Genomic DNA, 23,094 nt, shown 5'->3' on the forward strand with positions numbered 1-23,094 from the left:
ATCAATCACGCGAACGAGGTGATCCTCAGGGATTAAATCCTCCAGCGAAACCGGAAAAAGGCTGGTCTGATCGCGCGCTTGACCTTGGATGTAAGTCATAACAAAGAAAATGCCCCGTATCTTTCGATTACGGGGCATTTTCTTAAACCGCGATGCAGATTGCTAGGTTTTCACACAGTCTGTTCGGCGGGTTTTTTATTGCCTGACGTTCAGGTCATTCAGTGGATGACAATGCTGCCATCGGCCTGTTGGCGGTAAATGGTGTAGGGCAGCAACAAGGTGTCGAGGGCGCCGGACATGACCACGTCGATCAGAACGATAGCTGGAGCATTGGTGTGGTCTTGTGCATCCAGCCCTTTTTTCAGCGGCGCATTCAGACTGCAAAAATCATAGCCCACACCGCTGTAGATTCGCGGAACCGCACCACAATAGCTCTGCTGTTCCTTAAGGCTTTCAGCCACCACTTCATCGCCGCGTACCACCGTTTGAATCGTACCGCAGCCTGCCAGCATCAGCGCCGCCAGAAGCATTGCCTGAGTTTTCATGGACCGCCAATCCTTCGCCGGAAAACCTCAATCTACGCTACTGCCGAACAAACATCACTCATGCCATCGGTGGCAACCGGCGTTTGACCGGGGTCTTCTTGACGATAGCGGTGTTGGTTTCGGCGTGGGTGTTCAGGCGGTCGAGGAGGGTGTCCAGTTGTTCCATCGAGCGCACGTGCAGGCGCGCGATGAAGCAGTCGTCGCCCGTGACTTTGTCGCACTCGGTGAATTCGGGAATGGCTTGAATCTGCCGTTCCACTTCCTGCAACTGACCGGGCAACGGGCGAATCCGCACGATGGCCTGGAGTTGATAACCGAAGCATTTCGGGTCGATATCCACGGTGTAGCCCTTGAGCACACCGCGTTCTTCGAGGCGACGCAGGCGCTCGGCGACACTGGGCGAGGACAGGCCACTGAGGTTAGCCAGCGCCTTGAGCGAGCGCCGCGAGTCTTCCATCAAGGCGCTGATCAGCACTTGGTCGATATCGTCAGTCATGGCAAACCCCTGTAAGGCAATTAATCAAAACCACCTTGATAAGAAAGGCAGAAACCGAGTTTAGCCTGCTTTTTGCGCTGGAGAAGCCTCCCGGATGATTGGCATACTTTGCGCTCAAACACAGGAGTCTGAAGATGGACAAATCAATACGTCGCGGCTCATTCGAGATGACCGCCGCCATGCTGATCTCCGGTACCATCGGCTGGTTCGTGCTAGTGTCCGGGCAACCGGTGCTGGACGTGGTGTTCTGGCGCTGCCTCTTCGGCGCAGGCACTTTGCTGCTGATTTGCGCGGCCTTCGGCTTTCTGCGTCCCGGCATTCTGACCCGTACCACGTTCCTGCTGGCAGTGATCAGTGGCGTGGCGATAGTCGGTAACTGGGTGCTGCTGTTCGCCTCATATTCCCGCGCCTCGATAGCCATTGGTACGGCGGTGTACAACGTTCAGCCGTTCATGTTGGTGGGCCTGGCCGCGTTGTTCCTCAACGAAAAACTCACCCTGCAGAAGCTGTTTTGGCTGGGCATTTCATTTTTCGGGATGCTGGCGATTGTCAGTGCCCATGGAGGGCAGGGCGAGAGCGGCAATGATTACCTGATGGGCATCGGTTTGGCGCTGGGCGCGGCCTTCCTTTACGCGATTGCCGCGCTGATCATCAAGCGCCTGACCGGTACGCCGCCGCATCTGATCGCATTGATCCAGGTCTGCACCGGGGTGCTGTTGCTCGCGCCGTTCGCGCACTTTTCAGCGCTGCCGCAAGCACCGAGTGCCTGGGCCAGTCTGGTGACGCTGGGCATCGTCCACACCGGTGTGATGTACGTGCTGCTGTATGGCGCGATTCAAAAACTGCCGACGGCACTGACCGGAGCGTTGTCGTTCATCTACCCGATCGCGGCGATTTTTGTCGACTGGTTTGCCTTCGGCCATCGCCTGGAACCGCTGCAATGGCTCGGCGTGGCGGCGATTCTGCTGGCTGCCGCGGGGATGCAACAGGGCTGGGGCTTCAAGTCTCGCAAGTTGGCGGCACAGTAAGCGTCAGATGTTCCAGCGCGGCGAGGTCTTGGCCAGTCGCTGGCGCATCTCGCTGATGTTGGCGGCGAACTGGCGGGTCAACAACCGATAGCCGTCCAGCGGGGTGTAGACCGGCGCATCGAGGCTTGATACTGCCGGCAGGTCGTCGGGCCGGCTCAGCCGTTGCGACGCACCGGTTTTCAATGCTCGCGCCATTCCTATCAGTTGCACGCGGATTTGCCGATGTTCCGCAGTCATCGCGGATTGCAACTGCGCCATCGCATGCGGGTCGCTGGCATCCGGGCGGGTGTTGCCGAGGATTTCCAGGGTGCTGACGCACATCCGCAAGTTGCGCTGAATGGCATCCAGTTCGGTCATGGAAATTTTCACTTCCTTGGACACCGACGGCATCAGCGAGCGCAATTGCACCATCACGGTGTTCAGGCGCCCCATGAGCTTGAGGTGTTCGTCATCGCTGACCGGCTCGCCATTGATGATGCGCCCGTAAACCGTCGCGCAATCGCGCAACGCATCGGCCAGGTTATAGCGCCAGGAAAACACCGCATACAATGGCAACGCGAAGGAAAACGCCAGCGCCAGCGCAATGCCGATTAAAATGTCCACCCCTCGCCACAGGCCGGCAGTGATCGCGTTGTCGCCATGCCCCGCGACGATAAACACGGTGATGGCGGCCAGCAACGCCGTGTAACCGCCCTTGCCAATGGCGTGATAGGAGAAAATCCCGCACACCACCGACATGGCGAAATAAGTCAGCCACGGCATGCCGAGCCAGGCCTGTTGCGCGACCAGCACCAGACCGACACCCGCTCCGATCAAGGTGCCAATGGCTCGTTCGGCGGCTTTTTTGCCGATATTGCCGTGGTGCTGCAAGCCACCGATCACTACCAGCATCGTCACCGACGCCCATTCACCATGGGGCAAATCAATGCCGGTGGTCAGCAGGATCGTCGCCAGCAAACCGAGCGATACCCGCACCGCGTGGATCAATTTGGCGTTCCGGTAGCGCCGATACGGGTCCAGCAACGGACGCAGCAGTCGGCGCAGCAGCGGTGGTAATCGTTGGCTGAAGGTGCTCAGTCGCTGTGTCCTCAGAAAATGTAATCAGTGGTCAGGAAGCTCGAACTGCGTCCGCTGATGATCTCGCTGATGAGGTCTTTGTTGGTTTCCTGGAATTTGGTGGCCACTAACGTGCGGATCGAAAACGTCCGTAATGCATCATGCACCGACAACGTGCCCTCGGCCGAGTTCTTGCGCCCGTTGAACGGGAAGGTGTCCGGGCCACGCTGGCATTGGGCGTTGAGGTTGATGCGCCCGACCTGATTGGCGAAGGTGTCCACCAGCCGGCCGACTGCGACCGGGTTGGTGCCGAAAATACTCAGCTGCTGGCCGAAGTCCGATTCCAGGACGTAATCGATCACCGTGTCCAGATGGCGGTACGGCACAATCGGGATGACCGGGCCGAACTGTTCTTCCTGATAGACGCGCATTTGCGTGGTCACCGGGTACAACACTGCCGGGTAGAAGAACGAGGCGCGGGCCAGGCCGCCGTTGGGGTTGACCACCTTGGCGCCTTTGCTTTCGGCGTCCGCCACCAGCGAATGCAGGTAATCGACCTTGCCCGACTCCGGTAGCGGGGTCAGCGCCACGCCGTTGTCCCACGGCATGCCGGGTTTGAGGCTGGCGAGTCTGGCGTTGAATTTCTCGATGAAAGCCTCGACCACGTCTTCGTGGACAAAGAGGATTTTCAGCGCGGTGCAACGCTGGCCGTTGAACGACAACGAGCCGGTCACGGCTTCGCTGACTGCGTTGTCCAGATCGACTTCCGGCAAGACGATGCCGGGGTTTTTCGCATCGAGGCCCAGCGCCGCACGCAAACGGTGAGGTTTGGGGTGAAGTTTTTTCAGGTCGCTGGCGGCTTTGTTGGTGCCGATAAACGCGAAGATGTCGATCTTTCCGCTGGCCATCAGCGCGCTGACAGTCTCGCGGCCGCTGCCGTAGATCACGTTGATCACCCCGGCCGGGAAGCTGTCGCGGAACGCTTCCAGGAGCGGGCGAATCAACAGCACGCCGAGTTTGGCCGGTTTGAACACCACGGTGTTGCCCATGATCAGCGCCGGAATGAGCGTGGTGAAGGTTTCGTTCAGCGGGTAGTTGTAGGGGCCCATGCACAGGGCCACGCCGAGCGGAACGCGGCGGATCTGGCCGAGGGTGTCCTGTTCCAGCTCGAAACGGCTAGAGCGGCGGTCGAGTTCCTTCAAGGCATTGATGGTGTCGACGATGTAATCGCAGGTGCGATCGAACTCTTTTTCCGAGTCCTTCAGGTTCTTGCCGATCTCCCACATCAACAACTTGACCACCGCCTCGCGCTGTTGGCGCATGCGACCCAGAAAGGCCTCGACGTGCTGGATGCGTTCGGCGACGCGCATGGTCGGCCACAAGCCCTGGCCACGGTCATAGGCGCGAACGGCGGCGTCCAGCGCGGTCAGTGCGGTGTCGGCATCCAGTAACGGCGTGCTGCCGAGGATCACTTGCTCGTCGCCATTGGCACCGCTCAGGTACACCGGGCTACGGACCTGGGCGAGCGGCCCGGACCAGGTTTTCAGTTCGCCATCGACCAGGTACTCACGCTGCTCGGTCTGGCCGTCGAGGCGGTACTTTTCCGGGATGTCGGCGTGGCTCGGGAACAGGTTGTCGAGAATATTGGCTGTGGTCATGTCGCTACCCCCTCTGGATTAGGTGATGCTTTGATGAAACGTTTTAGCAGACCTCGACCTCGCTTGTCATGACTCATCTCAGCGATTTGCGCCACAGCGTGGTAGCCCGTGAATTTCCCGGCGCGGGGGTCATGGCCTCAGAAGCCCCCTTTGTTGGCCCCCAATGCCCTCAACCTGCCCACGTGGGGTGCCTTAGTGTTGAGCTCTCCTTGATCACAACAAAAACAGTGCATCCGGCTGACCGGGCACCCAATGAGAGGACCGCCATGCGGGCACGCCGATTCACTGAAAAGCCTAGCCTTTGTTTTGCCCTGATGGGGTGCGTCTTTGTGGTGTTGCTCGCGGGGTGTGGTGAAGAGCCAAAAAGCCCGGTCACTTACAGTGAAGCGGCCACCACCCGACCAGCCGACGCCGAGCTGGCGCAGGTCTATGACAACAGTTGCAAACTCTGCCACGCCAACCCGGCGGCCGGGGCGCCGCTGACGGGTGATAAGGAAGCCTGGGAGCCCCGGGTCATGCAGGGCGCCGACACGCTGCTCGATCACGCAATCAACGGCTACAACGGCATGCCGCCAATGGGCATGTGCATGCAGTGCTCACAAGAACAGTTCCTGGCGCTGATTGCGTTCATGTCCGGCCAGCACATCCAACAATAAGAACGACAGGGTGCGATTCATGACGATGGACTTAACACGGCGTCAGTTGTTGCAGAGGGCCAGTGTCATTGGTGCCTTTACCGCGCTCGGCTCGTCGCCTGCGCTGGCCGAACTGCTGCGCGCGCCACGGCTGATTCCCTGGCGTAACTGGTCGGGAGGCCAGAGTTGCCTGCCGGCAGCGCGGCTAGCGCCCAAGGATCTGGATGAGCTGATCCAAGTGGTGCGCACGGCCCCCGGCAAGATTCGCCCGGTGGGCTCGGCGCATTCCTTCAGCGCGCTGGTGCCCACCGATGGCACGCTGGTGTCGCTGAGCTATTTCACTGGCTTGATCGATCACGACGCCAAAACCCTGCAAGCCGAGTTCGCTGCCGGCACGCCGATGTCACGCATGGGCACACCGCTCAAAGACATCGGCCAGGCCCTGCAAAACATGGCCGACATCGATTACCAGACCCTCGCCGGGGCGATTTCCACCTCGACCCACGGCACCGGTAAAAACTTTCAATCTTATTCCGCCCACGTCTGCGGCCTGCAATTGGTTACCGCCAATGGCGAGGTGCTGGACTGCGACAGCACGCGATACCCTGAAGTGTTCAGCGCGGCGCGGGTGTCCCTCGGCGCGCTCGGGGTGGCGACTAAAATCCGCCTGCAAAACCGCCCGGCCTATCGCTTGAGAGAACACCAGTGGGTCGCCAAAACCGAAGAATTACTGGAAGACCTCGACAAGAACACTCGGGAAAACCAGCACTGGGAAATGCAAGTGGTCACCCACTCCGACTACGCGTTGTCGATCGCCTTGAACGAAACCACCGACCCGGCCACACCGCCGATCCCGGCGGATGAGGAGGGTGGTAACGAATTCGTGACCTTGATCGAAAAGCTCGACAAGTACGGCAGCGACTTTCCTGACCTGCGCCACACGATGCTCAATAGCTTGCGCCACATCGCCAGTTTCGATGACCGGGTAGGCGACTCATTCGACATCTACGCCAATGTGCGTACGGTACGTTTCAACGAAATGGAATATTCCGTGCCGGCAGAGCACGGCCCGGCGTGCCTGCGCGAGATCCTCAAGCTGATCCGGGACAAAGACCTGCGCACCTGGTTTCCGATTGAATACCGTTACGTCAAAGCCGACGACATCCCCCTGAGCATGTTCGAAGGGCGCGACAGTTGCTCGATCTCGGTCCACCAGCATTACCAGATGGATCATCACAACTTTTTCGCCGCCGTCGAGCCGATTTTCTGGAAGTACAACGGCCGGCCACACTGGGGCAAGTTACACACCCTTAACGCGAAACACCTGCAGCCGCTGTACCCGCGCTGGCAGGAGTTCCTCCAGGTCCGGCAGGCACTCGACCCCAGCGGAAAATTCCTCAACGCCCACTTGTCATCGATCCTGGGGGTGAGCTGATGGCTGTCAATCGGCGTAATTTTTTGATCGCAACCGCTGGCGTCGGCGCGTTACTGGCGGGTGTCGGGGCGTGGTTACGGCCAAGTGATCGAGGCGCACCGTACAGCGACTATTTTCGTGCGCTGAACCGTGAACTCAAGGAACACGGGCCGATGCGTCCGGTGATGCTGATCGATCTTGACCGGCTGGATCACAACATCGATGTGGTGATGCAATCGGTCAAGCGCGGCGGCAAGCACCTGCGGCTGGTGGAGAAGTCGTTGCCAGCGCCAGGATTGCTGACCTACATCGCCAAGCGTGCCGACACGCAGCGCTTGATGTCGTTTCATCAGCCGTTTCTCAATCATGACGCGATACAGTTTCCCGAGTCCGACATCCTGTTGGGCAAGCCACTGCCGGTGCGTTCGGCGCAACTGTTTTATCAGTCGCACAAAGGGGCTTTCGACCCGTCGAAGCAATTGCAGTGGTTGCTCGATACGCCTGAGCGACTGCAACAATACCTGGCGCTGGCACAGGGATTGGGGACGCGGTTGCGGGTGAACATCGAACTGGATGTCGGGTTGCATCGCGGTGGCGTCAGCGATGTGGCAGTGCTCGGGCATATGCTGGCGCTGATCAGCCAACACCCGCAGCACCTGGAGTTCGCCGGGTTAATGGGCTACGACCCGTTTGTCGGTATGGGCGTGCCGGGGATTCTCGGTTCGCCCGAGGAGTTATTCGCCAAGGTCATGACGATTTACAACCGCTGCGTCGACTTCACCCGTCAGCAGTACCCCGGTCTATGGCATGAAGGACTGACCCTCAACACGGCCGGCAGCCCGAGTTATCGCATGCATGAGCACGAACAACTGAGCAGCGAAGTCTCGGTGGGCACGGCGATGCTCAAACCAACGCATTACGATTTGCCTTCGCTGGTGGAGCATGTGCCCGCTGCTTACATCGCCACGCCGGTGTTGAAAAGCACCGGGGCAGTGGACATCCCGGCACTGGATGACAAGTCCCGACTGTTTTCGTGGTGGGACACCAATCAGCGCGAGACGTTTTTCATCTATGGCGGTAATTGGATGGCGGAGTTCGAATCGCCGCCGGGGTTGCAGAGTAACGGTGTGTATGGCCGCAGCTCGAATCAGGAAATAGTCAACGGTTCGGCGGCGGTGGGGCTGGGGGTTGAAGACCAGGTGTTTTTAAGGCCGACCCAGACAGAATCGGTGCTGTTGCAGTTTGGGGATTTGCTGGCGGTTCGGGGCGGGCGGATTGTTGATACCTGGCCGGTGTATTCCTGAAGGATATTCAGTGACTGTTACGACGCCATCGCGAGCTTACCCTCATGCCGATCAGTTAAGCCTTAACGCAGACCGTAGCAGCTGGCGAAGCCTGCGTTCGGCTGCGTAGCAGTCGTAAAACATGAGCTTGCGGTCTACCTGAAACACCGCATCGGCTAATTTCACGACTGCTGCGCAGCCGAACGCAGGCTTCGCCAGCTGCTACAAAGTGCGGTTGGGCTTAACTGACTGGCATTAGGGCTTGCCCGCGATGGCGTCGTTCAGTCAGAACGCATACGGAATACTGACCTTGGCCCAAAGCATTTCCCCTTCAGGCCGGTTCTCCACATCAAACTCCTTGGCCCAGCGGATCTCCGCGCTGGCGTACTTCAAAAAGGTCAGGTGCAGCGCCGGACCAATCGCAAACACCTGCCCGCGAACCCCATCGCTCACGTCCTCGCCATTAAACTGTACGGTGTGGCCGAACTGTTTGTCGTCGGTGGTTTGCTTGAGGTAGTAGCCGTTCAAGCCGAGCATCAAGTTGTCGGTAATTTTGTAGCTGGCCGAATAGTCGAAGTGGAAAATCTGCCCCGACTCGTAATCGGTGTCTTTGTTTTTTCCGTTGAAGCTGTACGTCGTCTTCACCGACATCTCGGTGTTTTCCGACGGCAGCCACGTGAAGGAGAACAACGGTTTGTAGGTGTAGAAGTTGTTGCTGGTGTTGGCCAGGCGATCGACCGCGTATTCGCCGGTCGGCACGGTGATTTCCAGCGCGGCGCCCAGGGTCAGGGTTGGGCCCATGTCCCAGAGAATGATCGGCGCGAGGGTGGTGTCGCCCATGCCTTCGCGGGTGTCGTGCAAGCCGAACACCGAGACTTCCTGCTTGAGCCAGGGCTGCCCAATGTAGCCCGCCACGCGGCCACCAAAAACCCGCAGCGGACTGAGGTAATCGAGGCGCGGAATCACCGCCGTGGATTCGATGTCGACCTGCGGCACCTTGCCACCGAGCGAGCTGATATTCAGCTTCGTCGACGTGTAGTGGTTGTAGTAGAGGTTGAACACCAGCATGTTGTCCGGAAGGCTGTCGGGCGACAGCGGCAACATGAAAAAACCGTCGGTGCCAGGGCCGATGTTATCCACGCCGGCCTCGGTGGCCATTGCCGGTTGAAGGGCGCAGACGCCGGCCAGGCTGATGACCAGTAGGGGAAATCTCGTGCGGGTCGGGATCATGGGCGTACTCATTATTATTGTTAGCGGGCTTTCCTGCGTCCATACGAGGGCCGCAACATAGAAATAAGCTGTCTGCGCTGCACAAGGCAGGGTTTTGGCGGCCATTAAGGGGGACTTCTGCGGACAGCCGTTAAACCCTGTGCTAACTTCCGTCGACATAACCGGTAACAAAAATAAGAATGCAGCTCGTCCCGGAATGTTTACCCCATGCAAATGAAAGTGATTGATCCCACCTTTGAACTGGCGCTGGTGTCGCCATTTCTTCTGCAAACACTGGCCGAAGTCGCGGAGCAAAAAGGCGTCAACCCTGACAGCCTGTGCCGAGGGCTCGGCTTTACCTTTGAAGATCTCCAGGACCCGGCGCAGCGTATTTCCTATCGCCAGGCCGTGGCGATGATTCAGCGCGCGCTCAAAGCCTTGCCCAATCAGGGGCTGGGCTTGTGGGTCGGTGCGCAGAACGTGCTCGGCACGCTGGGATTGCTGGGGCATGTGTTGTCGCTGTGCAAGACCCTGCGCGATGCCTTTGAACTGGGCATTCGCCATCAGCACACCTCCGGCGGGATTGTGGTATCGAGCGTGGAGGAGGCGGGTGATCGGGTGTTTGTCGACGCTGAATGCCGCTTGCCGTTCGCTGATGTGCAGCTGTTTGCGGTCGAGGAGTTTTTCGCCAGTCTGCTGGTGTATGGCCGGGCGCTGGTCGGGGCGGACTTCAAACCGATGGCGGTGGAGTTCATGCACCCCGCGCCGGACTATCTCAGCGAGTATTCGCGCCTGCTGGGGCCGGACGTGCGTTTCGGCTGCCTGCAAAACCGTATGGTGATCGCGGCACATTGGCTGGATGTGCACCTGCCCAATCACCACTCCCTGGCCCTGCGTCAGGCGGTGAAATTGCTGGAGCTGGAAGCCACGCAGGTGCATCAGAAAATGGACTTGATCCAGGCGGTGGAACGGGCGATTGCCCGAGACCTGACAGAGGGCAGCCATATCGAGAAAATCGCCGGCGATCTCAACATGAGCAGCCGCACCTTGCGCCGCCGCCTCACGGAGCACTCGCTGACGTTCGAAACACTGCTGGAACAAGTGCGCCAGGCGCGCACCATGGGACTGCTGGCCAACCCGGACATGTCGATCGAGCGCATCACCGAAGAAGTCGGCTACAGCGATGTGCGCAGTTTCCGCCGTGCCTTCAGACGCTGGACCGGTATGAGCCCGAGCGCATTCCGCAATGAAAGCCCACCCCTCGATACTTTGTAGCAGCTGACGAGCAGCGCGAGGCTGCGTTCGGCGGCGAAGCCGTCGCAAACCCTGTACGCAAGGTGTGCCTGACACACCGCATTGCCTGGTTTCTCGGCTGCTTCGCAGCCGAACGCAGCCTCGCGCTGCTCGTCAGCTGCTACGGGTCGTGCACACAAAACCTCGTGCTCCGGTTAAACTCCGTGCTCTTTTTCAAGGAGTTCATATGAGTTATTACCAGCCGGGCATTCTCGCCACCCCAGTTCCGCCTCAAGCCCGTCATATGTTCTTCGCCCTCGAATCCGCCGAAGCCTTGCCGGTCGCGCTCGACAACTTGATGCGCCTGGTGGACGGGAAGTCGGCTGTGGTCGGTTTCGGGGTGTCGCTGGTCAAGGCGTTGCACGCGCAGATCGATGGCTTGCGAGCGTTTCCGGCGTTGACCGGGGTTGGCGTCGACAACCCGTCGACACAACACGCCTTATGGTGCTGGTTGCATGGCATCGACCGGGGTGAATTGCTCAATCGCAGCCAGGCCATCGAAGCCGCTCTGGCGCCGGCCCTGCGCCTGGTGCAGATGAACGAAACCTTCCGCCACAAGACCGGCCACGACCTGACCGGCTACGAAGACGGCACCGAAAACCCGCACGACGACGCCGCTGTCGCCGCTGCGCTGTTAAGCGAAGGTACGGACGGCCTGGTCGGTGGCAGCTTTGCCGCGATCCAGCAGTGGCAGCATGACCTCAAAGGTTTCCACGCAATGCCGTCCCATGAGAAGGACAACATCATGGGCCGTCGTTTGAGCGACAACGAAGAACTCGACGACGCGCCGGTCTCCGCCCACGTCAAACGCACTGCCCAGGAAAGTTTCGCCCCCGAGGCATTCGTCGTCCGTCGCTCGATGCCATGGATCGAAGGTGATCGCGCCGGCCTGATGTTCCTCGCGTTCGGCTTTTCCCTCGATGCCTTCGAAGCGCAACTGCGGCGCATGAGCGGTCTGGAAGACGGCATCACCGACGGCCTGTACCGCATCAGCCGCCCAATCACCGGCGGTTACTATTGGTGCCCCCCGCTCAAGGACGGTCAGCTGGACCTGCGCGCGTTGCGCATTGGCTAACGAACAGGAGATGAACATGGACGTGGTGCGTTGGGGCATGATCGGTAGCGGCAGTGTTGCCGAGCGCAAGAGCGGGCCGGCCTTTTACAAGGCCCCCGGCTCGGCGTTGGTGGCGGTGATGGGGCGGCGGCTGGAGGCGGTGACGGATTACGCCACACGCCATGGCATCGCCCGGGTGTACACCGACGCGCAAGCGCTGATCAATGACCCCGAGGTGGACGCGGTGTATATCGCCACGCCGCCCGACAGCCATCACGCCTACAGCCTGTTGGTGGCCGCCGCGGGCAAACATTGCTGTGTCGAAAAACCGATGTCGCTGAATGCCGGGCAAAGCCGCGAGATGCAAAAGGTCTTTGCCAATGCCGGATTGCACCTGTTCGTTTCCTACTATCGGCGTTCGTTGCCGCGCTTTCAGCAAGTGCGTCAGTGGCTGGATGCAGGGCGGATCGGCGAGGTCCGGCACCTGACCTGGACGCTGACCAAAGCCCCGTCGCCAGTCGATCTGGGCGGCGCGCACAACTGGCGCACGGACCCGGACATTGCCGGTGGCGGTTACTTCGCCGACCTGGCCAGCCACGGGTTTGACCTGTTCCAGTACCTGCTCGGCGACATCACCGACGTCGCCGGTTTCACGGCGCGACAGGCCGGGCTGTATGCCGCAGAAGATGCGGTCAGCGCCAGTTGGCGGTTCGCTTCGGGGGCGACGGGCATGGGCTGCTGGAACTTCGTGGCGGATCGTCGCGAGGACCGCGTCGAAGTGATTGGCAGCCAGGGCCGGATCAGTTTTTCGGTGTTTGATGAGCACCCGCTGCAGCTTCAGGCGGATGAACATCTGAGCCTCCACATCGACCATCACGAACACATCCAGTGGCATCACGTGCTGGGCATGAACGCGCACATTCGCGGCGAAGCGCAGCATCCGGCAGTGGCCGGGGAAGCGCTGAAAACCGACTGGGTGATGGATCAGATCCTCAAGCGCGGTCACTGAACTCCACCGATGTAGCAGCTGCGGAGCACCGCGAGGCTGCGTCCGGCGGCGAAGCCGTCGCAAACCCTGCACGCAAGGTTTTCCTGACACACCGCACCCTCTGATTTCACGACGGCTGCGCCGCCTGACGCAGCCTCGCGGTGCTCCGCAGCTGATACACAGGATTGTGTTCGTTCGGCGAATCTAACCTTATGCTCAAACAGTATTTCTCAATCCTCACAACGTCTATCTAAGATCACGTCATAACTCGTTATAACAAGTGATCTGTCATGACCGATAACGTTCTATCTCTCAGTAGCGTTCCACTGCACACCCAACTGCGTGACGTACTGCGCGCCCGTATCCTCGACGGTGAATACCCGCAAGACAGCCAGATGCCTTCCGAAAGCGAGCTCGGCGCGCTGTTCAAAGTCAGCCGCATCACCGTGCGTCAGGCCCTGGGCGATCTGCAAAAAGAAGGGCTGATCTTCAAGATCCACGGCAAAGGCACCTTCGTCGCCAAGCCGAAAACCTTCCAGAACGTCAGCACCCTGCAAGGCCTCGCCGAGTCCATGACCGGTCGCGGCTACGAGGTGATCAACCGCCTGCGCAGCTTCAAATTCATCACCGCCGACAAACTCGTCGCCGAACGTTTGCAGGTCGCCGAAGGCGAAATCGTGGCGCAGATCAAACGGGTGCGGCTGATCAACCGCGAGCCGATTTCGCTGGAAATCACCTACCTGCCCAAGGTTCTCGGTGAACGACTGGAGAAGGCAGATCTGGTGACCCGCGACATTTTCCTGATCCTTGAAAACGACTGCGGCCTGACCCTCGGTCATGCCGATCTGGCCATCGACGCGGTCCTGGCCGACAGCGACCTGACCCAGGCACTGAACGTCGAACCGGGCTCGCCGATCATGCGCATCGAGCGGTTGACCCATGACGCCAGCGGTCAGCCCGTGGATTTCGAACACCTTTACTACCGTGGCGATGCCTTCCAGTACCGCTTGCGGATCGACCGGCAAAAAGGGGCGCAGGCATGACGCACAGCTCAATAACCAGAAGCACGCTGGAGCAGGAATACGACATCGTCGTGATCGGCGGCGGCACCGCAGGACCGATGGCGGCGATCAAGGCCAAGGAACGCAACCGCGATCTGCGCGTATTGCTGATCGACAAGGCCAACGTCAAGCGCAGCGGCGCAATCAGCATGGGCATGGACGGCCTGAACAACGCGATCATTCCCGGCCACTCGACGCCGGAGCAATACACCAAGGAAATTACCATCGCCAACGACGGCATCGTCAACCAGGCGGCGGTGTACGCCTACGCGACTCACAGCTTTGAAACTATCGAACAACTGGACCGCTGGGGGGTGAAATTCGAGAAGGACGAGACCGGCGACTACGCGGTCAAAAAGGTCCACCACATGGGCGCTTACGTGCTGCCGATGCCGGAAGGCCACGACATCAAGAAAGTCTTGTACCGTCAGTTGAAGCGGGCGCGGGTGAGCATCACCAATCGCCTGGTTTGCACCCGATTGCTCACCGATGAAGAGGGCGCGGTCAACGGTGTGATGGGGTTTGACTGCCGCACTGCCGACTTCCACGTGATCAAGGCCAAAGCCGTGATCCTCTGCTGCGGGGCTGCCGGACGCCTGGGCTTGCCATCCTCGGGTTACCTGATGGGCACCTACGAAAACCCGACCAATGCCGGCGACGGTTACGCCATGGCGTACCACGCCGGGGCTGAACTGGCGAACCTGGAATGCTTTCAGATCAACCCGCTGATCAAGGATTACAACGGCCCGGCCTGCGCCTATGTCACCGGCCCCTTGGGTGGCTATACCGCCAACAACAAGGGCGAACGCTTCATCGAGTGCGACTACTGGAGCGGCCAGATGATGTGGGAGTTCCATCAGGAACTCGAAAGCGGCAACGGCCCGGTGTTCCTCAAGCTCGATCATCTGGCCGAGGAAACCATCCAGAACATCGAAGAGATCCTGCACAGCAACGAACGCCCGAGTCGCGGCCAGTTTCACGCCAACCGCGGTACTGACTACCGTACGCAGATGGTTGAGATGCACATCTCCGAGATCGGTTTTTGCAGCGGGCATTCGGCATCGGGTGTGTGGGTCAACGAACGAGCCGAGACTTCAGTGAAGGGATTGTACTCGGCGGGTGACATGGCGGCGGTGCCGCACAACTACATGCTCGGTGCGTTCACTTATGGCTGGTTTGCCGGCAACAATGCGGCGGACTTTGTCGCCGGGCGCGAGTTTTCAACGGTTGATGCCAAACAGATCGAAACAGAAAAACAAAGGGTCTACGCGCCCCTGGACCGCGAACACGGTCTGCCACCCGCGCAAGTCGAGTACAAGCTGCGGCGCTTTGTGAACGACTATCTGCAACCGCCGAAAGTGACCAAGAAAATGCAGATCGGCCTGCAACGCTTCAGTGATATCCAGCGCGATCTCGATCAGATCAAGGCCCACAACGCCCACGAACTGATGCGCGCCATGGAAGTCAGCATGATCCGCGACTGCGCCGAAATGGCTGCCCGCGCCTCATTGTTCCGCGCTGAAAGCCGCTGGGGGCTTTACCACTATCGGGTCGATCACCCGCTGCGCAACGACAGTGACTGGTTCTGCCATTGCCACCTGAAGAAGGGGGACGACGGCCGTATGACCAGCTTCAAGAAAGCCGTCGAGCCTTACATCATCCCGCTCGATGCCGAAGAAATGCAGGCCTACGACCGGCTGCGGGTCGGCGCCTTTGCGGCCTGAGCATCACTAAAAGGAGAGACCGCCCAATGGCCTATCAACCCCAGGAAATCTTCTTCCGCTCCAACGCGCCGGTCACGGTCGACGAGGATCTTTGCATCGCCCACAAAGGCTGCACCGTGTGCGTCGACGTCTGCCCGATGGACCTGCTGGCGATCAACCCGGCCACGCAGAAAGCCTACATGGCCTTCGACGAGTGCTGGTACTGCATGCCCTGCGAAAAGGACTGCCCGACCGGGGCGGTGAAAGTCGAAATTCCTTACCTGTTGCGCTGAGTGTGAGTCCCGGCATCTCTATTGAATGACCGGACGCCTTCGCCGGCAAGCCGGTCTCGCTCCCACAGGGAAATGCATTCCAACAGGGAAATACAATCTAAATGTGGGAGCGAGCCTGCTCGCGAAGAGGCCAGCCCAAACAACCTAAAGCCATCCGGCAACCCCCGGACGCCAGCTTCAAACCACCCCTCGTTTCCCACCACGCCCTGATCGTGGCGGAGACGAACATCCTATAAATGATTCGAGGGGATACATCCATGTCTTTGCCAACATTACTGCGTGCAGCGTTTGCCGGTCTCGTACTGGCCTCATTCACCTTGTCGGCCTCGGCCGAAACCATCCGCATTGCCATCGGCACCCAGGACACCACCATCAATTGCGCCGCTGGCGGATTGCTGATCCGTGAGCTCGGTCTGCTCGACAAATACCTGCCTCACGACGGCCAATACAAAGACGCCCAATATGAGGTCGAGTGGAAAAACTTCACCAGTGGCGCACCGCTGACCAACGAGATGGTCGCCGGTAAACTCGATTTCGGCGCCATGGCCGATTTCCCCGGTTCGTTCAACGGCGTGGCATTTGAAACCGCCGGCAAGCACAGCCTGTTTATCAGCGTGCTCTCGGGCAGCATCAAGGGCAGCGGTAACGGCATCGTGGTGCCGAGCGCTTCGGGTGTGCAGTCATTGGCGGAGTTGAAGGGCAAGACCATTTCCGTGCCGTTCGCCTCGACAGCCCACGGCATGTTGCTGCGCGCCGTGGCGGCTCAGGGTTGGGATCCGCTCAAAGACGTCAACATCATCGCCCAGCCGCCAGAAGTCGCAGGCTCCGCGTTACAGGCCGGGAAGATCGACGCCCACGCTGACTTCGTGCCGTTCGCCGAACTTTTCCCGAGCCGTGGTTTCGCGCGCAAGATTTACGACGGCGCCCAGGCCGGGGCACCAACGTTCCACGGCGCGCTGGTGGATCAGGCGTATGCGAAGAAGTACCCGGAAATCGTCGTTGCCTATCTGCGGGCAAGCATCGAAGCCAACCAGTTGCTGGCGGCGGAACCTGAGAAGTACAGCGAATTGATCGCCAAGGTCACCGGGGTCGATGCCGAGGTCAATTACCTGTTTCACGGCCCGCTGGGCGTGCAAACCCGCGACCTGAGCTGGAAGCCGGAATACCGTCAGGCGGTGGGCACCGCCATCGATACCCTCAAGTTGTTGAAGAAGGCTGATCGGGGTCTCGATCTCAATACCTTTATCGACGAGCAGTACATCCGCGCTGCGTTCAAGGCTTCGAACCTGGATTACACCGCGCAACTGGCCAACTACGCGCAGACACCTCTGAAAGCCGTGGATGCAGCGAGCGGGAAGGCGATCACTGACGTCAACCATGTGGCGGAAATCTGGGTGCGCGGCGAGCCGAAAGTCCGCCAATACGCCTCGGCGCAAGCGGCATTCAATGCCTTGGCCAGCCTCAAGCAAGAAGGCAAAAACATCCGCGCGGTGTATGCCCAGGCGAGTGACAGCGGGATCAAGCTGCTGGCGGATCAGGCGTGGTTTGCCAGCGATGCGAAAGGGCAGCTCAGCGCGTTCCTGCTCAAAGGCCAGGCCCAACAATTCGCCACGGCCCAGGGCGGAAAGGTCTTCGACTTCACCGAAGCCTCCACCCAATCCGTCGCCGCCCGCTAACCCCAAACACACCGCATTCCCCTGTGGGAGCGGGCTTGCCCGCGATGGAGCCAGACCAGTCGATATCTATGTCGACTGACACACCGCCATCGCGGGCAAGTCGGACCGCCGCACCGCCGCTCCCACAGGGAATCAGGTTGAGAGGAAGAATTGTGTACCGATCCTATGCACGCTGGCTCCCCCGAGCCATGTCACTGCTGTTGTGCCTGCTGTTTTGGCAACTCGCCGCCAGTGGTCACTGGAACCTCGGCCTGATCACCTTCGCCAACGTCCCGACGCCGCTGGCCGTCCTCCAGGCCGCGTTGGGCCTTGGCGATTCCGGCAAGCTCGGCCAACACCTGAGCAGCAGCCTCAGCCGGGTCTTCGCCGGTTACCTCGCCGCGCTGTTTATCGGCATCGCCCTGGGCCTTGTCATCGGCCGCTCGAAATGGGCCGAAGACTTACTGCTGCCACCCTTGGAAGTCCTGCGCCCGATCCCTGCTGTCGCCTGGATTCCGCTGGCGATCCTCATGTTCCCATCCTCGGAACTGTCGATGGTCTTCATCACTTTCACCGGCGCGCTGTTCCCGATTCTGCTCAACACCGTGCACGGCGTCGAAGGCGTCGACCCGCGCCTGATCGCCTCGGCCAAAAGCCTCGGGGCAGGGCGTCGGGCGATTCTGCTGGAGGTGATTTTGCCGGGCGCCGCACCGAGCATCATCACTGGCCTGGCCATCGGCATGGGCACCTCATGGTTCTGCCTGGTGACAGCGGAAATGATCTCCGGCCAATACGGCATCGGCTATTACACCTGGGAGTCCTACACCATTCAGAACTACGCCGACATCGTCGTCGGCATGCTGCTGATCGGTGTACTCGGGATGGGCAGCAGCCTGCTGATCAAACGTCTCGGCGGGCTGTTCACGCCGTGGCACCGACCACGAGGGAAAGCCTGATGAGCGTGATGCAAACCCCGGAAGGGCGGATTGATATTCGCCAGTTGTCCATCGTCCTCGGTGAAGGCTCGCAAGCCTTTGAAGCCGTGCAAGGTCTGGATTGCCAGATTGAAGCGGGGCAGTTCGTGTGCGTTCTCGGGCCGTCCGGTTGTGGTAAATCGACCTTGCTCGGCGCGCTGGCCGGGCACCTGCAACCGCGTTCCGGCAGCCTCAAAGTCGATGGTGCGCAGGTCTCGGGCCCGTCGCCGCAGCGCGGCATGGTGTTCCAGCACCACACACTGTTCCCGTGGCGAACCGTGCGTGACAACGTCGCCTTCGGCCTGAAGATGCGCGGCATCGGCAAGGCTGAGCGCCACAAAGCCGCCGATGAAATCCTCGCTTTGGTGGGCCTCGAAGGCTTCGCCGAGCGCTGGCCCGATCAACTCTCCGGCGGCATGCAGCAACGGGTGGAAATCGCCCGGGTGCTGATCAACCGCCCACGTCTGTTGCTGATGGACGAACCCTTCGGCGCCCTCGACGCGCTGACCCGGTTGAACATGCAGGAGCTGTTGCTGGACATCTGGACGCGGATTCGCACCACCGTGGTGTTCGTCACCCATGACATCGACGAAGCGCTGTTCCTCGCTGATCGCCTGCTGGTCATGAGCTCGCGCCCCGGGCGGATCATCGAAGACCTGCGCCTCGACTTTCCAAGGCCACGCACCACCGAACTGGTGACGAGCCATGAGTTCTCCCGCCTGAAGCGCCATTGCCTCGAATTACTGCGTCACGAAGACGGTCGGCAGCTACCGCGCCTGAACCCTCTCGGACTCCCCCCTGAAAACAAACTGCCGCGATTTGCCCTATGACCTCACTATTCGATGTAACCGATAACGAAGATATTCTCGCCCTGCAACCGCGCCTGACCGATGACGATCCCGGCGTGCGCCGCATTGCGCTGATTGAACTGGCCGACCTTGAAGAACCGGACGGCTTGCTGTGGCTGGTCAATCGACTGGCGCAAGACCCAACCGAAGAAGTCCGCGCCGAAGCCGCTCGCTTGCTTGAAGCCTGGGAAGAGGCTCCGGTGGTCGAGGCCTTGTGTCAGGCGCTGACCGATTCCTCGTTGGCCGTGCAGTCTGCCGCCGCGCAAAGCCTCAGCCTGCTCAAGAGCGAGGCGGCAGGTCGGGTGATTCTGCCGTGGACCGGGCACGCCGAGGCCAGCGTGCGCATTGCCGCGTTCAGGGCGTTGCGAGAGTTGCGTTTTCCCGAGGCCGCCGCTGCCGCGTTAAACGCGTTGACGGATGCAGACGCTAGCGTTCGTCGCGAGGCGGTGGGGGTGCTCGGCTGGCTCAAGCAGCTCGATGCGTTGCCGGATTTGGCGAGATTGGCCAGCGCCGATCCCGATACTGAAGTGCGCCGCGCCGCCACCGGCGCCCTCGGGCTGGCTTGCGACGCTCACGTGCTGCCCGCGCTGCGCCAGGCCTTGCAAGACGACGCCTGGCAAGTACGCGAAGAAGCCGCGACCACGTTGGGCAAAGTCGGCCACATTGATGCCGGCAGCGCACTGGTCGCGGCCTTGAGCGACGATTACTGGCAAGTCCGCCTGCGCGCCACCCGCAGCCTCGGTCGATTGCGTTACGCCCCCGCCCTTGAAGCCTTGATCGAAACCCTTGGCCACCGCATCAGCAACCTGCGCAAGGAAGCCGCGCTGGCCCTTGGCGAATTGAACGAAAAGGGCGCCATCGCCCCCTTGCAGGCCGCGCAAGACGACGGCGATCCGGAAGTGCGCAAAGCCGTGCGCATCGCCTTGAGTCAACTGCAATGAACCCGGTGGCGGTGGGTAATTCCTTAGGTAAACAGCAGCTGCGCTTGAACTGGCCGGATGGCCGTGAGCAGAGGCTGGGGCACGCTGAACTGAGGCGTCAGTGCCCGTGCTCGCAATGCCGGGCGTTTCGACTGCAAGGTCTGACGGTGAAGGTTGATCCGCGCATTCGTGTGGTCGAGTTGAATGTCCAAGGCTACGGCCTGCAACTGATCTTCAGCGACGGCCACGAACGCGGCATCTACCCGTGGCCGTACCTGGCACAACTCACTCCCGAACCCACCTCATAACTCCTGTGGGTCAGAAGGATTTGCTGACGCTCGCCACCACGGTGGCGCTGCACAGGTCGTCGTAGCCCCAGTTGCTGGTGCATTGGCTTTTCGACAGGTCCGTGTCGATGTAGGCCAGGCCCAGCAGCACCCCGGCCAGTTCGTGGGTCAATTTGACTTCCCATTCGCGGTACGACTCTTCGCCATGACCGGAGCTCGTGAACATGCGCGGGTCCTTGAAGTCCATGTTGCCGTAGCGCAGTTTTAAGCCTGTGTCATAGGGCAACTGGGTTTCGTAACCGACATAGGTGTACATCGAGTTCTGCTCGCTATCGATGCCCGGCGCATCGTCGGAGTAATAGGCTCCGAGTTTCACCCCGTAAACGCTGAGAATGCCGTAAACCTCACTCTGGTTGAACTGGCTTTCTTTCGGATAGGTGTATTTGAGGTAGCCGATGTCGAGGTTGATGTCGTCGGTGGCTTCCCAGAGCCAGCCGCCGTAGTAGTCGACTTCCTGACGGGTTTTCAGGCCGCCGCCGAAGTCGACGTTCGAAGTCCAGGCCCCCACGTACAGACCCGTGCTGTGGGCCAGCGTTACGCCGGCCTGCGCGGCGGGGTCATTGAGTGTTTGCGAAATGCCACGGGTGCGGTAATCGCTCGCCAGGGTCAGGTCCACCAGGACGGAAAAGTCGTCGTTCAAGACGATGGCCTGGCTGCTCAGCGGCAGCAGGCTCAAGGAACCGAGGGCGAACAGGGTGAAAGCTTTCATGAGTAAAGTCCCGATGCTTTTTATTGTTAGGGGCAGGATTGTTTATGGGCCGTTTTTTTTGCGGCAAAGCTGCGCCGAACCCCGGCGTTGAACGCGGGATCGGCCAGCGGGTACAGCGGATTTTTATTAGAGGGTCGGTGCGTAGACTTCGCGCCCGGCGAACCAGGTTTGCAGCACTTGGGTGTCGCTCAAGGCCTTGTCGTCGACGGTGAATACGTCACGGTCCAGCACGATGAAGTCGGCTTGCTTGCCGGGTGTCAGGGAACCGATTTGCTTCTCCAGGCCAATGGTGCGCGCCGCATTCACGGTGTAGGCGTAGAACATCGTTTCACGATCCACGGCTTCCTTGATGTTCAGCACGCCCAGCGGGCCGAGGCGGGTGATGGCCTGGGCCATGGCGTTCCATGGGTTAGGCGAAGACACCGGCCAGTCACTCGCACCGGAGATGGTCGCGCCCTGTTTGAGCAGCGAATGCGCGGGGTATTGATAACGGAAGGCGAGGGCGCTGACGTAGGGCTTGATCATGTCCGTGGTGTAATCATCGGCCGACGCCCACAGCAGTTGCATCGAGGCGATGACGCCCAGCGGTTTGAACCGCGCAAACTCCTTCGGGTTGACGATTTGCAGGTGGGTGATCGAGTGCGTCACGCCGCTTTGGCGATCCTTGCGCGCCTGGGCGATGCCGTTCAGCGACTCACGCACTGCGCGGTCGCCGATGGCGTGGATGTGCACCAGCCAGCCGCGCTGGTCGATGGCGCTGACCAGTTCGCCAAAATGCTTCGGATCGATCAGCAATTCGCCCTGTTTGTGCGAGTTGCTGTAAGGGTCGATCATCGCCGCGCTCTGGGCCGGGAATTCGATCACGCCGTCGGCGAAGATCTTGACGCCGGGCAGGGTCAGGTTCGGGATGCCCTGAAATTGCTGGCGGACTTTATCCAGTGTGTCGAGGTCGGCCGGTATGCTTTTCGGATTGGCCACCAGCAGGGCGGCGACGTGGGCGCTCATGCCACCGGTTTCGGACAATGCTTTGTAAGCGGGCAGCACGCCGACGGTTTTCTCCGTGGGCTTGAGCGCGAACAGCGGTTCGCCCGGCGCGGCGTTGGCGGCGGGGTCCATCCACGCCGTGATGCCGACGCTGTTGTTGTAGCGCACGGCCGATTGGGCAGCCTTGAGCATATCGGCGGCGCTCGGCACCGGTATTTTCGAGGACACCCGGTCCCAACCGGCGTCAACCAGGAAGCCGTTAGGGGTGCCATCGGCACGTTTACCGATGGTGTCCGCTTCGGCCGCGGGCAAGGTCTTGAGCAATGCGGCATCAATCCCGGCGCGCTTGAGCATGAAGTCGTTGGCCCAGGCGGTGTGGTGGTCGCTGCCGGTAAACACCACGGGCACGTCGGCCCATTCACCTTGGTTGAATTTGTTGCCCAGCTCTTCGGCCTTGGCCCAGTAGACCGAACTCATGCCGGCGATGGTCAGCACATCGCCGTGTCTGGCCTTGCCGTCATCACGCCAGCCGCGCAGGCGTTTTTCCAGTTCGTCGAGGCCGACCACCTCGTCTTCCATGTTGGCCGAGACCATTTCCAGACCGCCGAAAATCGCATGGGAATGGGTGTCGATCAGGCCGGGCATCAGGGTTTTGCCGCCCAGATCCACCACTTTTGTTTCCGGTGTGATCAAGGCTTTGATCTGTGCATCGCTGCCGACTTGCAGCACCTTGCCGTCCTGAACCGCCAGCGCCTGCACCTTCGGTTGGGCACGGTCGGCGGTGAAAATCTTGCCATTGATCAGCACCAGATCGGTGGCTGCCATGGCTTCCATCGAGGCAAAACTAACAGCGGCTATCAAGAGATTCGGGATGAATCTTTTCATTGAATGTTTCCTTGTTATTGCGTCTGATGGCCAGATTAGTGGCTGCTGGTGCGCAG

22 protein-coding genes are annotated in these 23,094 nt (G+C 60.3%); 15 read left to right on the forward strand and 7 right to left on the reverse strand.

Going from position 1 to position 23,094, the window contains the following annotated elements; all coding sequences use genetic code 11:
* Positions 1 to 218 precede the first annotated feature (218 nt).
* Both J2Y56_RS00005 and J2Y56_RS00010 read right to left on the reverse strand, forming a co-directional pair.
* Positions 219 to 545, reverse strand: coding sequence for a YceK/YidQ family lipoprotein (locus J2Y56_RS00005; protein WP_310347693.1), 327 nt, complete (start codon positions 543 to 545; stop codon positions 219 to 221).
* A gap of 58 nt (positions 546 to 603) precedes the next feature.
* Positions 604 to 1,041 carry an Lrp/AsnC family transcriptional regulator gene (locus tag J2Y56_RS00010; RefSeq protein ID WP_007948750.1) on the reverse strand — a complete coding sequence of 146 codons (438 nt, stop codon included), beginning with the start codon at positions 1,039 to 1,041 and terminating at the stop codon, positions 604 to 606.
* Between the two features lie 134 nt (positions 1,042 to 1,175).
* Between J2Y56_RS00010 and J2Y56_RS00015 the strand changes: the two genes are divergently transcribed.
* On the forward strand, positions 1,176 to 2,069 hold the full coding sequence (locus tag J2Y56_RS00015) for a DMT family transporter (protein ID WP_310347697.1): 894 nt from the start codon (positions 1,176 to 1,178) through the stop codon (positions 2,067 to 2,069).
* Between the two features lie 3 nt (positions 2,070 to 2,072).
* On the opposite strand, the gene J2Y56_RS00020 is transcribed toward J2Y56_RS00015, so the two are convergent.
* On the reverse strand, positions 2,073 to 3,092 hold the full coding sequence (locus J2Y56_RS00020) for an FUSC family protein (RefSeq protein WP_310347700.1): 1,020 nt from the start codon (positions 3,090 to 3,092) through the stop codon (positions 2,073 to 2,075).
* Positions 3,093 to 3,157: 65 nt separating this feature from the next.
* The gene (locus J2Y56_RS00025) at positions 3,158 to 4,783 is read right to left on the reverse strand and encodes an NADP-dependent glyceraldehyde-3-phosphate dehydrogenase (RefSeq protein ID WP_007948753.1); all 1,626 of its coding nucleotides are present in this window, start codon (positions 4,781 to 4,783) and stop codon (positions 3,158 to 3,160) included.
* A 266-nt stretch (positions 4,784 to 5,049) separates the two neighbouring features.
* Between J2Y56_RS00025 and J2Y56_RS00030 the strand changes: the two genes are divergently transcribed.
* From J2Y56_RS00030 to J2Y56_RS00040, 3 genes are read left to right on the forward strand one after another with little or no spacing between them, the layout of a single operon-like run.
* A complete protein-coding gene (locus J2Y56_RS00030) occupies positions 5,050 to 5,439 on the forward strand; it encodes a cytochrome c5 family protein (protein ID WP_310347703.1) in 390 nt (129 codons plus the stop codon).
* 19 nt (positions 5,440 to 5,458) lie between these two features.
* Positions 5,459 to 6,853 (forward strand): D-arabinono-1,4-lactone oxidase, encoded by a 1,395-nt coding sequence (locus J2Y56_RS00035; RefSeq protein WP_405046826.1) that lies wholly within the window; start codon positions 5,459 to 5,461, stop codon positions 6,851 to 6,853.
* A complete protein-coding gene (locus tag J2Y56_RS00040; protein WP_310347705.1) occupies positions 6,853 to 8,136 on the forward strand; it encodes a DSD1 family PLP-dependent enzyme in 1,284 nt (427 codons plus the stop codon). The genes J2Y56_RS00035 and J2Y56_RS00040 overlap by 1 nt, the downstream gene beginning before the upstream one ends.
* Positions 8,137 to 8,400: 264 nt before the next feature.
* Here the strand turns inward: J2Y56_RS00040 and J2Y56_RS00045 are convergent, their stop codons facing one another.
* Positions 8,401 to 9,345 (reverse strand): transporter, encoded by a 945-nt coding sequence (locus tag J2Y56_RS00045; protein ID WP_007946449.1) that lies wholly within the window; start codon positions 9,343 to 9,345, stop codon positions 8,401 to 8,403.
* Positions 9,346 to 9,552: 207 nt separating this feature from the next.
* Between J2Y56_RS00045 and J2Y56_RS00050 the strand changes: the two genes are divergently transcribed.
* The 11 genes from J2Y56_RS00050 (at position 9,553) to J2Y56_RS00100 (ending at position 20,421) form a co-directional block, all read left to right on the forward strand.
* Entirely contained in the window at positions 9,553 to 10,599 is a 1,047-nt protein-coding gene (locus tag J2Y56_RS00050; protein WP_310347709.1) for an AraC family transcriptional regulator, read from the forward strand.
* Between the two features lie 205 nt (positions 10,600 to 10,804).
* Positions 10,805 to 11,692, forward strand: a complete 888-nt coding sequence (locus J2Y56_RS00055; protein WP_310347712.1) for a Dyp-type peroxidase — start codon at positions 10,805 to 10,807, stop codon at positions 11,690 to 11,692.
* A 16-nt stretch (positions 11,693 to 11,708) separates the two neighbouring features.
* Complete coding sequence (locus J2Y56_RS00060; RefSeq protein WP_310347714.1) at positions 11,709 to 12,680, forward strand: Gfo/Idh/MocA family oxidoreductase; 972 nt, start codon at positions 11,709 to 11,711, stop codon at positions 12,678 to 12,680.
* A 269-nt stretch (positions 12,681 to 12,949) separates the two neighbouring features.
* Entirely contained in the window at positions 12,950 to 13,702 is a 753-nt protein-coding gene (locus J2Y56_RS00065; protein WP_007946453.1) for a GntR family transcriptional regulator, read from the forward strand.
* Entirely contained in the window at positions 13,699 to 15,444 is a 1,746-nt protein-coding gene (locus J2Y56_RS00070; protein WP_310347717.1) for a fumarate reductase/succinate dehydrogenase flavoprotein subunit, read from the forward strand. Before J2Y56_RS00065 ends, J2Y56_RS00070 begins: the two co-directional genes overlap by 4 nt.
* 26 nt (positions 15,445 to 15,470) lie before the next feature.
* Complete coding sequence (locus tag J2Y56_RS00075; protein ID WP_007946457.1) at positions 15,471 to 15,716, forward strand: ferredoxin family protein; 246 nt, start codon at positions 15,471 to 15,473, stop codon at positions 15,714 to 15,716.
* Positions 15,717 to 15,973: 257 nt separating this feature from the next.
* Positions 15,974 to 17,392: an ABC transporter substrate-binding protein gene (locus tag J2Y56_RS00080; RefSeq protein WP_310347719.1), complete on the forward strand. Its 1,419-nt coding sequence runs from the start codon at positions 15,974 to 15,976 to the stop codon at positions 17,390 to 17,392.
* A 188-nt stretch (positions 17,393 to 17,580) separates the two neighbouring features.
* Positions 17,581 to 18,327 carry an ABC transporter permease gene (locus tag J2Y56_RS00085; RefSeq protein WP_162131647.1) on the forward strand — a complete coding sequence of 249 codons (747 nt, stop codon included), beginning with the start codon at positions 17,581 to 17,583 and terminating at the stop codon, positions 18,325 to 18,327.
* On the forward strand, positions 18,327 to 19,175 hold the full coding sequence (locus J2Y56_RS00090) for an ABC transporter ATP-binding protein (protein WP_007946460.1): 849 nt from the start codon (positions 18,327 to 18,329) through the stop codon (positions 19,173 to 19,175). The genes J2Y56_RS00085 and J2Y56_RS00090 overlap by 1 nt, the downstream gene beginning before the upstream one ends.
* On the forward strand, positions 19,172 to 20,134 hold the full coding sequence (locus J2Y56_RS00095) for a HEAT repeat domain-containing protein (protein WP_007946462.1): 963 nt from the start codon (positions 19,172 to 19,174) through the stop codon (positions 20,132 to 20,134). Before J2Y56_RS00090 ends, J2Y56_RS00095 begins: the two co-directional genes overlap by 4 nt.
* Entirely contained in the window at positions 20,131 to 20,421 is a 291-nt protein-coding gene (locus J2Y56_RS00100) for a DUF971 domain-containing protein (protein WP_007946463.1), read from the forward strand. Before J2Y56_RS00095 ends, J2Y56_RS00100 begins: the two co-directional genes overlap by 4 nt.
* A 10-nt stretch (positions 20,422 to 20,431) precedes the next feature.
* On the opposite strand, the gene J2Y56_RS00105 is transcribed toward J2Y56_RS00100, so the two are convergent.
* On the reverse strand, positions 20,432 to 21,169 hold the full coding sequence (locus J2Y56_RS00105; RefSeq protein WP_310347722.1) for a TorF family putative porin: 738 nt from the start codon (positions 21,167 to 21,169) through the stop codon (positions 20,432 to 20,434).
* A gap of 126 nt (positions 21,170 to 21,295) precedes the next feature.
* Complete coding sequence (locus J2Y56_RS00110) at positions 21,296 to 23,038, reverse strand: amidohydrolase (RefSeq protein ID WP_007946467.1); 1,743 nt, start codon at positions 23,036 to 23,038, stop codon at positions 21,296 to 21,298.
* Between the last annotated feature and the right edge of the window lie 56 nt (positions 23,039 to 23,094).

Origin of the sequence: Pseudomonas sp. BE134, assembly GCF_031456105.1 — a bacterium.
Classification (GTDB): Bacteria; Pseudomonadota; Gammaproteobacteria; order Pseudomonadales; family Pseudomonadaceae; genus Aquipseudomonas.

Coding starts and splice junctions, on each gene's coding strand:
- J2Y56_RS00090 (WP_007946460.1), top strand. CDS start 18,327: ATGAGCGTGATGCAAACCCCGGAAGGGCGGATTGATATTCGCCAGTTG.
- J2Y56_RS00110 (WP_007946467.1), bottom strand. CDS start 23,038: ATGAAAAGATTCATCCCGAATCTCTTGATAGCCGCTGTTAGTTTTGCC.
- J2Y56_RS00070 (WP_310347717.1), top strand. CDS start 13,699: ATGACGCACAGCTCAATAACCAGAAGCACGCTGGAGCAGGAATACGAC.
- J2Y56_RS00060 (WP_310347714.1), top strand. CDS start 11,709: ATGGACGTGGTGCGTTGGGGCATGATCGGTAGCGGCAGTGTTGCCGAG.
- J2Y56_RS00025 (WP_007948753.1), bottom strand. CDS start 4,783: ATGACCACAGCCAATATTCTCGACAACCTGTTCCCGAGCCACGCCGAC.
- J2Y56_RS00105 (WP_310347722.1), bottom strand. CDS start 21,169: ATGAAAGCTTTCACCCTGTTCGCCCTCGGTTCCTTGAGCCTGCTGCCG.
- J2Y56_RS00050 (WP_310347709.1), top strand. CDS start 9,553: ATGCAAATGAAAGTGATTGATCCCACCTTTGAACTGGCGCTGGTGTCG.
- J2Y56_RS00085 (WP_162131647.1), top strand. CDS start 17,581: ATGTCACTGCTGTTGTGCCTGCTGTTTTGGCAACTCGCCGCCAGTGGT.
- J2Y56_RS00010 (WP_007948750.1), bottom strand. CDS start 1,041: ATGACTGACGATATCGACCAAGTGCTGATCAGCGCCTTGATGGAAGAC.
- J2Y56_RS00080 (WP_310347719.1), top strand. CDS start 15,974: ATGTCTTTGCCAACATTACTGCGTGCAGCGTTTGCCGGTCTCGTACTG.
- J2Y56_RS00015 (WP_310347697.1), top strand. CDS start 1,176: ATGGACAAATCAATACGTCGCGGCTCATTCGAGATGACCGCCGCCATG.
- J2Y56_RS00005 (WP_310347693.1), bottom strand. CDS start 545: ATGAAAACTCAGGCAATGCTTCTGGCGGCGCTGATGCTGGCAGGCTGC.
- J2Y56_RS00055 (WP_310347712.1), top strand. CDS start 10,805: ATGAGTTATTACCAGCCGGGCATTCTCGCCACCCCAGTTCCGCCTCAA.
- J2Y56_RS00035 (WP_405046826.1), top strand. CDS start 5,459: ATGACGATGGACTTAACACGGCGTCAGTTGTTGCAGAGGGCCAGTGTC.
- J2Y56_RS00045 (WP_007946449.1), bottom strand. CDS start 9,345: ATGATCCCGACCCGCACGAGATTTCCCCTACTGGTCATCAGCCTGGCC.
- J2Y56_RS00095 (WP_007946462.1), top strand. CDS start 19,172: ATGACCTCACTATTCGATGTAACCGATAACGAAGATATTCTCGCCCTG.
- J2Y56_RS00040 (WP_310347705.1), top strand. CDS start 6,853: ATGGCTGTCAATCGGCGTAATTTTTTGATCGCAACCGCTGGCGTCGGC.
- J2Y56_RS00100 (WP_007946463.1), top strand. CDS start 20,131: ATGAACCCGGTGGCGGTGGGTAATTCCTTAGGTAAACAGCAGCTGCGC.
- J2Y56_RS00030 (WP_310347703.1), top strand. CDS start 5,050: ATGCGGGCACGCCGATTCACTGAAAAGCCTAGCCTTTGTTTTGCCCTG.
- J2Y56_RS00065 (WP_007946453.1), top strand. CDS start 12,950: ATGACCGATAACGTTCTATCTCTCAGTAGCGTTCCACTGCACACCCAA.
- J2Y56_RS00075 (WP_007946457.1), top strand. CDS start 15,471: ATGGCCTATCAACCCCAGGAAATCTTCTTCCGCTCCAACGCGCCGGTC.